Origin of the sequence: Bradyrhizobium sp., from assembly GCF_035484855.1 — a bacterium.
In the GTDB taxonomy this organism is placed as follows: domain Bacteria; phylum Pseudomonadota; class Alphaproteobacteria; order Rhizobiales; family Xanthobacteraceae; genus Bradyrhizobium.
Map to the genome: position 1 here is coordinate 1 of NZ_DATHOP010000193.1, position 3,934 is coordinate 3,934.

Consider the following 3,934-nt stretch of genomic DNA (forward strand, 5'->3'; position numbering starts at 1 on the left):
GAAAAAAGACCCGTCCGCGAAGCGATTTGACCGCCTGACCCATTCGGAAGCCATCGGGGGCGGCTACAAGGTCATGGACGCCACCGCATTTGCGCTTGCCCGCGAGACGTCGCTGCCTATCATCGTGTTTTCGATCGCCGAGCCGGGGTCGATCGGCGCGATCCTGCGCGGCACCGGCCGCGGCACGATCGTCGCAGGCTGATGGCCGCGGACCGCAAGCCAGCCTTGTGGCCTCGGCAAGGATATCCAAGGAGGGGAGAGCGTTATGCCCACCGGTAAGTTCGACATCAACGAATTGAAACGCCGCATGCAAGGCGCAACCCAGGCACTCAAGCACGAACTCGGGGGCCTGCGAACCGGCCGCGCCGCGGCCTCGATGCTGGAGCCGGTGCAGGTCGACGCCTACGGCACCCACATGCCGCTCAACCAGTTGGCGACCGTGAGCGTGCCCGAGCCGCGGCTGCTCTCGGTGCAGGTCTGGGACCGGTCGATGGTCAAGGCCGTGGAAAAGGCGATCATCGATTCCAACCTGGGCTTAAGTCCCGCCACCGAAGGCCAGGTGCTGCGCCTGCGAATTCCCGAGCTCAACGAAGACCGCCGCAAGGAGCTGGTGAAAGTCGCGCACAAATACGCGGAAGCCGCGAAGGTCGCGGTCCGGCACGTCCGCCGCGATGGCCTCGATACGGTGAAGAACCTCGAGAAGAACCACGAGATTTCCGAGGACGATCAGAAACGCCTCGCCGCCGACGTGCAGAAGGCGACCGACGGAACGATTTCGGAGATCGATCAGCTGCTGGCGGCCAAGGAAAAAGAAATCCTCACGGTTTAGGGATCGACCGATGTCGAACGCCGCTGCTCCCGCGACTGACGGAACGGATCGATCCGATGCGCCGTTGCATGTGGCCATCATCATGGACGGCAACGGACGTTGGGCGGCGGCGCGTGGTTTGCCGCGCGCCGAAGGCCACAGGCGCGGCGTGGAGGCATTGCGTCGCGTGGTTCGCGCGACCCACGAACTCGGCATCCGCTATTTGACGATTTTTTCGTTCAGCTCGGAAAACTGGTCGCGGCCCGCGACCGAAATCGGCGACCTGTTCGGCCTGCTCCGGCGGTTCATCCGCAACGACCTCGCGACCCTGCATCGCGACGGCGTGCGGGTGCGCGTGATCGGCCAACGCGACGGACTGGAGCCGGACATCTGCGCGCTGTTGAACGAGGCCGAAGAACTGACCAAAGACAATACGAAACTCACGCTTGTGGTCGCCTTCAACTACGGCTCGCGGCAGGAAATCGCCGGCGCCGCGCAGCGGCTGGCGCGCGAGGTCGCCTCCGGCAAGCGCGATCCCGCCTCGATCGATGCCGACACGCTCGGCCGATATCTCGATGCGCCCGATATTCCCGATCCCGATCTGATCATTCGCACCAGCGGGGAACAGCGGCTGTCGAACTTTCTGATGTGGCAGGCGGCTTACAGCGAGCTGGTGTTCGTGCCGATCCACTGGCCCGATTTCGACAAGGCAGCCCTTGAGGATGCGATCGCCGAATATGCCAGGCGGGAACGCCGGTTCGGCGGTCTGGCCGCGAAAACCGGATCGTGACCGAGGGCGATGCCGCGTCGGCGGCGGCCGAGCAGGGTTCGCGCAATCTGATGCTGCGCGTCTTCGCAGCGCTGGTGCTCGCGCCGTCGGCGATTGCGCTCGCCGATGCCGGCGGATGGCTGTGGGCGGGGCTGGTCATGCTGGCTTCGATCGGCCTCTATGTCGAATGGCTGATGGTCGTCGGTGCGGTGCGCGAGAAACCCGTCGTCGCAACGGGAGGGGTCGCGCTGGCGCTGTCGGGGCTGTGTCTCGCTTCTGAACGGATCGATGCCGCGCTTATCGTATCGGCGATCGGCCTTGCGGCCGTGGCGCTGCTTTCGCCGCCACCGCGCCGCTGGAGCGCGGCCGGATTCCTGTACGCGGTAGTGGCGGAGATCGCATCGATCCTGGTGCGCCTCGATCAGACCTATGGCTTCGTCGCGTTGGTGCTGATCCTGCTCGTGGTTTGGGCGACCGATATCGGCGGCTTCTTCGCCGGACGCACCTTCGGCGGGCCGAAACTCTGGCCGCGGGTAAGTCCAAAGAAGACCTGGGCGGGCGCTGCCGGCGGTTTTCTCGTGAGCCTGGCCGTATCGGCTGGATTTGCGGCGCTTGGCCTTGCCAAAACAGGCCCCATATTGCTGCTCGGCGCGGCGCTCTCGATCGCGTCCCAGCTTGGCGATCTCCTGGAGTCCGCGGTAAAGCGGCGTTTCGGCGTCAAGGATTCGAGCCACCTCATTCCCGGCCATGGCGGGCTGATGGACCGCCTCGATGGCTTCGTGGCGGCGGTAGTATTTGCCGCGATTCTCGGGCTTTTGCGGGGCGGCATGGATGGCGTCGGCCGCGGTCTTATGATTTGGTGAGCATATGAGCGCTGTTCCGTTGCGTAACAACAAGGCTGCGGCATCCGCCGTGCGCACCGTGACGGTGCTGGGCGCCACCGGTTCGATTGGCGACAGCACCATGGATTTGCTGCGCGCCTCGCGCGACCGCTACCGGGTCGAGGCGCTGACCGCCAACAGCAACGTGCCGGCGCTGGCAAAGCTCGCGAAAGAATTCGGCGCGCGCTTTGCGGCCATTGCCGACCCTTCTCGTCTGGCCGACCTGAAAGATGCGCTGGCCGGCACCCGGACCGAATGCGGCGCCGGCGAAAGTGCTGTGATCGAAGCCGCCGCCCGGCCGGCGGACTGGGTGATGGCGGCCGTCAGCGGCGCGGCCGGCCTGAAGCCTGCGCTTGCGGCCGTGGATCGTGGCGCCACGGTTGCCCTCGCCAACAAGGAATGCCTGGTCTGTGCCGGCGATTTCTTCATGCAGCGCGCGGCGCGGGCGGGCGCCTGCATCCTGCCCGCCGATTCCGAGCACAATGCCCTGTTCCAGGCATTGGGGTCGGGAAACCGGGAAGAACTGGTCCGCGTCATCATCACCGCCTCGGGCGGGCCGTTCCGGACCTGGGCCAGCGCCGATATCGAGCAGGCGACGCTGGCGCAGGCGCTGAAACATCCGAACTGGACCATGGGCCAGAAGATCACCATCGATTCCGCCTCGATGATGAACAAGGGGCTCGAGGTGATCGAAGCCTCCTATCTGTTTGCGCTGACGCCCGACGAGATCGACGTGCTCGTGCATCCGCAGTCGATCGTCCACGGCATGGTCGAATTTTCCGACCGTTCGGTGGTCGCTCAATTGGGCGCTCCCGACATGCGCACGCCGATCGCCCATTGCCTGGGATGGCCCGATCGGATCGTCGGCCCGGCGGCGAAACTCGATCTTGCGAAGATCGGACAATTGACCTTCGAGGCGCCGGATTTCGATCGCTTCCCGGCGCTGCGGCTGGCTTACGAATCGTTAAGAACCGGACGCGGCGCAACTACGGTATACAATGCCGCCAATGAGGTTGCGGTGGCCGCCTTCATCGCCGGCAAGATCAGATTCGGTGCGATCGCACGCCTGGTCGAGGCGACGATCGAGGACTGGATCCGGTCCGGGAACCTGGCCCCCCTGACCTCTGCCGACGATGCCATCGCCGTTGACCATAACGCGCGAAATAAAGCTGCCACCCTCTTGCCTCAAATTGCCGCAAAGGCATCCTAGAAGGTTGGGGGCAGAGCCATTGGCTCTGGGTGAGGGGAACTAGATGTCTGAGTTTTTTCTGCATAGTTTCAATACGTTGAGCCATGGGCACATCGGATACGCCGTCCCCTTTTTGTTCGTTCTGACCATCGTCGTTTTCTTCCATGAGCTCGGCCATTTCCTGGTTGCGCGCTGGGCCGGCGTGAAGGTGTTAACCTTTTCACTGGGGTTCGGTCCGGAACTCGTCGGCTTCAACGACCGCCACGGCACGCGGTGGAAGATTTCGG

The 3,934-nt window shown here is 64.4% G+C and carries 5 protein-coding genes and 1 pseudogene; all 6 read left to right on the forward strand.

What is annotated here, in order from left to right; all coding sequences use genetic code 11:
- Positions 1-202: pseudogene (gene pyrH / locus VK804_RS21875) on the forward strand (UMP kinase); the annotation flags it as partial.
- A gap of 63 nt (positions 203-265) precedes the next feature.
- Complete coding sequence (gene frr / locus VK804_RS21880; protein WP_325374108.1) at positions 266-829, forward strand: ribosome recycling factor; 564 nt, start codon at positions 266-268, stop codon at positions 827-829.
- 10 nt (positions 830-839) lie between these two features.
- On the forward strand, positions 840-1,598 hold the full coding sequence (locus VK804_RS21885; RefSeq protein ID WP_325374110.1) for an isoprenyl transferase: 759 nt from the start codon (positions 840-842) through the stop codon (positions 1,596-1,598).
- Positions 1,595-2,440: a phosphatidate cytidylyltransferase gene (locus VK804_RS21890; RefSeq protein WP_325374113.1), complete on the forward strand. Its 846-nt coding sequence runs from the start codon at positions 1,595-1,597 to the stop codon at positions 2,438-2,440. Before VK804_RS21885 ends, VK804_RS21890 begins: the two co-directional genes overlap by 4 nt.
- 4 nt (positions 2,441-2,444) lie before the next feature.
- On the forward strand, positions 2,445-3,668 hold the full coding sequence (dxr, locus tag VK804_RS21895; RefSeq protein WP_325374115.1) for a 1-deoxy-D-xylulose-5-phosphate reductoisomerase: 1,224 nt from the start codon (positions 2,445-2,447) through the stop codon (positions 3,666-3,668).
- A gap of 43 nt (positions 3,669-3,711) precedes the next feature.
- On the forward strand, positions 3,712-3,934 hold a 223-nt coding region (locus VK804_RS21900; RefSeq protein ID WP_325374116.1), incomplete at its 3' end, for a site-2 protease family protein.

Excerpts from the sequence above, each read along its gene's own strand:
- frr (WP_325374108.1), top strand. The coding sequence starts at position 266 with ATGCCCACCGGTAAGTTCGACATCAACGAATTGAAACGCCGCATGCAA.
- dxr (WP_325374115.1), top strand. The coding sequence starts at position 2,445 with ATGAGCGCTGTTCCGTTGCGTAACAACAAGGCTGCGGCATCCGCCGTG.
- VK804_RS21885 (WP_325374110.1), top strand. The coding sequence starts at position 840 with ATGTCGAACGCCGCTGCTCCCGCGACTGACGGAACGGATCGATCCGAT.